This window comes from Paraburkholderia sp. (genome assembly GCF_034668105.1).
GTDB lineage: Bacteria > Pseudomonadota > Gammaproteobacteria > Burkholderiales > Burkholderiaceae > Paraburkholderia.
Window position 1 is genome coordinate 1 of sequence record NZ_JAXDPY010000348.1, and the last position, 4121, is coordinate 4121.

The 4121-nt window shown below is 58.3% G+C and carries 3 protein-coding genes and 1 pseudogene; 2 read left to right on the forward strand and 2 right to left on the reverse strand.

What is annotated here, in order from left to right; genetic code table 11:
- The coding region (locus QOC89_RS15730) for a hypothetical protein (RefSeq protein ID WP_323045855.1) at positions 1-181 on the forward strand (181 nt) is incomplete at its 5' end.
- Positions 182-889: 708 nt separating this feature from the next.
- Here the strand turns inward: QOC89_RS15730 and QOC89_RS15735 are convergent.
- Positions 890-1348 (reverse strand): hypothetical protein, encoded by a 459-nt coding sequence (locus QOC89_RS15735; RefSeq protein WP_323045856.1) that lies wholly within the window; start codon positions 1346-1348, stop codon positions 890-892.
- Here QOC89_RS15735 and QOC89_RS15740 point away from each other — a divergent pair.
- Positions 1338-2852 carry a hypothetical protein gene (locus tag QOC89_RS15740; protein WP_323045857.1) on the forward strand — a complete coding sequence of 505 codons (1515 nt, stop codon included), beginning with the start codon at positions 1338-1340 and terminating at the stop codon, positions 2850-2852. The two genes, QOC89_RS15735 and QOC89_RS15740, sit on opposite strands and share 11 nt — an antisense overlap.
- A 441-nt stretch (positions 2853-3293) precedes the next feature.
- Here QOC89_RS15740 and QOC89_RS15745 read toward each other — a convergent pair.
- A pseudogene (locus QOC89_RS15745) lies at positions 3294-4121 on the reverse strand (hypothetical protein); the annotation flags it as partial.

Below are 4121 nucleotides of genomic sequence, written 5' to 3' on the forward strand. Positions count from 1 at the left end.
CCGGATAGTCGCGGTGCGTGAACCAACTGAAGAATTCTCACGATTTATCTCTCTGGACAACCGCATTTTTTGCGCAGCGGATGGCATGCCGACCGGCACGTACCGGCCCCAAAACCGTTGGCACCCATCACCATTTATCTGGCGCACCCCCTTTCGCGGGGCGCGACTTCATCTTTCGTAAAACAGCGACAGTTCCGCTGCGAAGTCACTATCGCGAGGAAACCTTACACCCAAGGCCCAGCACTTTTTCGCCAACGCCTAGTTTCCATCGGCGGCGAAATGAGCGCTAGCGCCCATTTCCCTGCGGTTTACACCGATTTGTCTTAATTAGGCATCCGTTACAAATCTTTTCGACCCCTATTTCAGTTGGCGGATAAAAACTGGTCTCACCATACGTATTATTTCGTGATAACAATGCAATTAGTACTGCCTTATTGTTCATACGTAACGACTCGTTACTTCTTTTAAGTATGCTAATGCCGTATGGTGACGGTCGATTCTTCCCGTTAGTCCCTTTCTTGCTCTCAGACCAGTAAAAATTTCGTCGGCCGGTGCCAGAAGTTCGAGTGCTGCGATGTGATTTGCACTGTCATCAAGACCTTGGTCGTTTCCGTCGTACCTTCCCCGGTCGTCCGATTCCGCCAAACGCCACGATGAGTGGCAGGGATTCGTATGACCAGAATTTATCTGCAGAGGAATGCGTTTGGGACCGGCAACCCGGGAAGCCATCACTTTCGCGCAATAGAGCCGTTACGACGCTTTGTGCGCGCACGAGGGCTGGTACCGACGCATTGGCTTCGGCTGGCTTGCAATTGAACCCGGATGTTCGCTCCGTCTCCGGACGGCGCTTTGCGCGAAGAGGCGAACGAATATTCAGCTAACGCATTGGTTAAAGATTGATGAAATCGCAACTACTCCTACTCTCGACACTTTCCCTGGCACTTGCAGCCTGCGGTGGTGGTGGCGGCAGCGGTAATAGCACCGGCAGCAACGCGGCAACCCAGGCCAACGGAAGCGCTGGCGCGTCGCCGAGCTCGGCTGCGGCTGGAAACAGCAGCACGGGCGGCACCGCCACGGTGAATGGCGCGGGCAGCACCGTCGCGGCACTGAGCTGTGCAGCGCCGGCCGTCTCCGCGGGTTCCGGCAGCGCCACCCTTTCCGCCGACACGCCGAGTGCGGACGGCACACGCATCTTCGCCGCCGGCAGCACGTTCCAACTCGCTTTCAACACGAACGTGCCGAGCGCCGACACGCTGAAATGGGCCGTCACCGACACGCTCGGCAGGGTCGCGGCGAGCGGCAGCACCGCCGTGCCGAGCGGCTCGAAGACGATTACGTTGAATTGCACGTCGACGCTCGCCGGCTATTTCGCCGCGACGGGCACGCTCGCGCAGAACGGTGGTCAGTTGCCGCAAGCCGGCACGCGCCCGGTGGGGATTGCCACCTTCGGTGTGACGCCGAATCTGTCCGGCGTCATTCCCGCCGTCAACTACGCGCGTCAGGAACAGCACCGCTTCGGCATGCAGGGCGCGAACGACAACGGTCCGCTGCTCGCCGCGCTGGGTATTTCGTCGACGATCGACGACCGCCAGTTGTCGACGATGGAACCGAACGCGGCGAACACATTCAATCCATCGGCGAACAATCTCGATCCGTTCTATAAGAGCGGCAACGTGATGCGCCTGATCCGTCTCGACGGTATTCCCGCATGGGCGAGCAGCACCGGTGCGTTCCAGGACGACAGGAGCGTGCCGACCAGCCTGTCGTATTACCAGAGCTACATGAGCCGCGTCGGCACGGAAGCGAACGCGATTCGCGCGGCGTACTTCCCGACTCAATCGGCGAACTACTATCAGGTGACGTGGGAGCCGAATGAGTTCTGGACCGACACGGACGCCAACTTCGTGGCGCTGTATCAGTCGGTCTATCAGGGCATTCATTCGACGGATCCGCACGCCATGGTGATGGGCCCGACCGATGCGTTCCCGAGCCTGACCACGACGCGTCTGAAGCGCCTCGCGCCGCTCGGCTTCGGCCAATATATCGACGCTGTCGCGACGCACGGTTACTACGACGCGGGTACTTCGCCGTCACATCCGCCGGAGCGCTACGATGCCGATCCGTCGACCGCCGAAGGATCGCTGCGCGGCCAGATGCGTGATCTGCGCGCGGAAATGGCCGCGGATTACCGTCCGGGGATGCATCTGTTCTCGACGGAAGCGGGCATCAGCTATGACCTCGGCAGCTCGTATGGTCCGAACTATCCGAGCGCGAACGTGCTGTATGCGCAGGCGGCTGTCGCGGCGCGCATGCACATCATTACGCTTGGCGAAGGGGCTGATCAGACCTATGTGTTTTATGGTGCGGATTATCCGGGTGAGGTGGGCTACGGGACGTTCTTTGACCTGAGCGATGCGCAGGGGGCGTTTGGCGCGACCAACATCAGTCCGAAGCCGGTTGCCATGGCGATCAGCGCGATGACGCATACGCTTGATGGCACTACTACGCTTGGGGCGGTGAATGGGACGCCCACAGGTATTTACGCTTACGCGTTCCAGCAAGTGGGGAATGGGGCGGTGATCACCGCTTTGTGGGCCCACAACAATAGCGTGTGGGATGCGAGTGTTGGGTTTAGCTCGACGTATAGCGTGCCGTATAGCCTTGCGGTGGATGCACCGGGGACGAGCGGGACCGTGAAGGTCGTCGATATGATGGGGAATGCGACTAGTGCGAACTATAGTAATGGGTCGCTGACGCTTAATTTGACCGAGTCGCCGGTTTATGTGGTGTCGAATAATGCTTCTGTGGCTAAGGGGAATGCGACCGTGCCGGTCGGGTATGTGGGGATGTAAGGTGCTTTTTCTTTGATCTGGCTCTTTGGCCTTTCCTTGATCTGGCTTTTTGGACTTTCCCTTGATCTGGCTTTTTGGCCTTTCCTTGAGTTGTTAGTGGTCTATTAGCGTCGCCCCTGTGCGGGGCGGGCACTTACTTCTCTTTGCCGCCGCAAAGAGAAGTAAGCAAGAGAAAGCGGCTCAAACCGCGAATTCTTAAGCGGGTCCCCCGCGCAGCCGCGGTAGTGGTGCATCTGGAATCCGTACCCCCGCACATTCGACGCCTGTGACAAAGCGCTCATCAGTTCCCACTCCGCACTGCGTGCGTCGCTGATAGGTATGCTTGGGAAACCGGGCTTCGTTTCGGCGCGGTGGGGGCCGTCGGCTTCGCCTCGGCGAGGCGCCCAATGAACGTTGGAGAGGAACGTCGCAGATACATCCGATGCGCGTGTTTCGGTCGTTTTACATTGGGGCCGCAAGTTGTGTTGTCTTGATGCCGCACCACGCCGTGAGTGCGACACGCACTTCATCGACAACCGACTTCCATTCCCCGAGCTCGCGCTGACGGAACAACCGCATCGATGGATACCATAGGCTATCCGTACGACCCGTCAGCCATCGCCACTCTGCATAGGCAGGCAAAAGCACCCATACAGGAAGGTTTGCCGCGCCGGCAAGATGCGCGACAGAAGTATCAACGGTAATTAGTAGATCAAGCGTCTCAAGTATGGCGAGCGTATCCGTGAAGTCTTCAATAAATGGCCCGAGCGTGTGCAGATCGAACTGATCCGCCAAGCCTTCGCTGTCGCACTCATGCTCACCCTTCTGCACCGAAAACCACGTCGTCCCTGGATGCGAGAACAAAGGCTTCAGCGTTTCAATATTGACCGAACGGAACCGATCCAGCGCAGTGTGAGGACCGCCCGCCCACACGACACCTATTCGCCGGCTTTTCTTTGGTTCTGTTGCTTGTGAAACTACGTCAATTTGCTCGCGCCAGTAGTCAATCTTGTGCGGGGACGCCGCGATGTAGGGCATAACGATTGGCAGCATCAGCAAATCCAGATTCATACGCTCCGGCATCCTTAGCATATGACTCCAGTAGTCATAAGGTCCAGGTGGCATGCTGGCTAAAACTGACCGTACACCTTTCATGCTGGCCGCGATTCCAGCAATGGGCTCGCTGACCAGCACATCAACAATTGCGCCCTGCTGGTACAGCCATTCAGCAAATCGGATGAACTGGATTTCGTCGCCGCGCCCCTGCTCGCCAACGAGCAGGAATCTGCA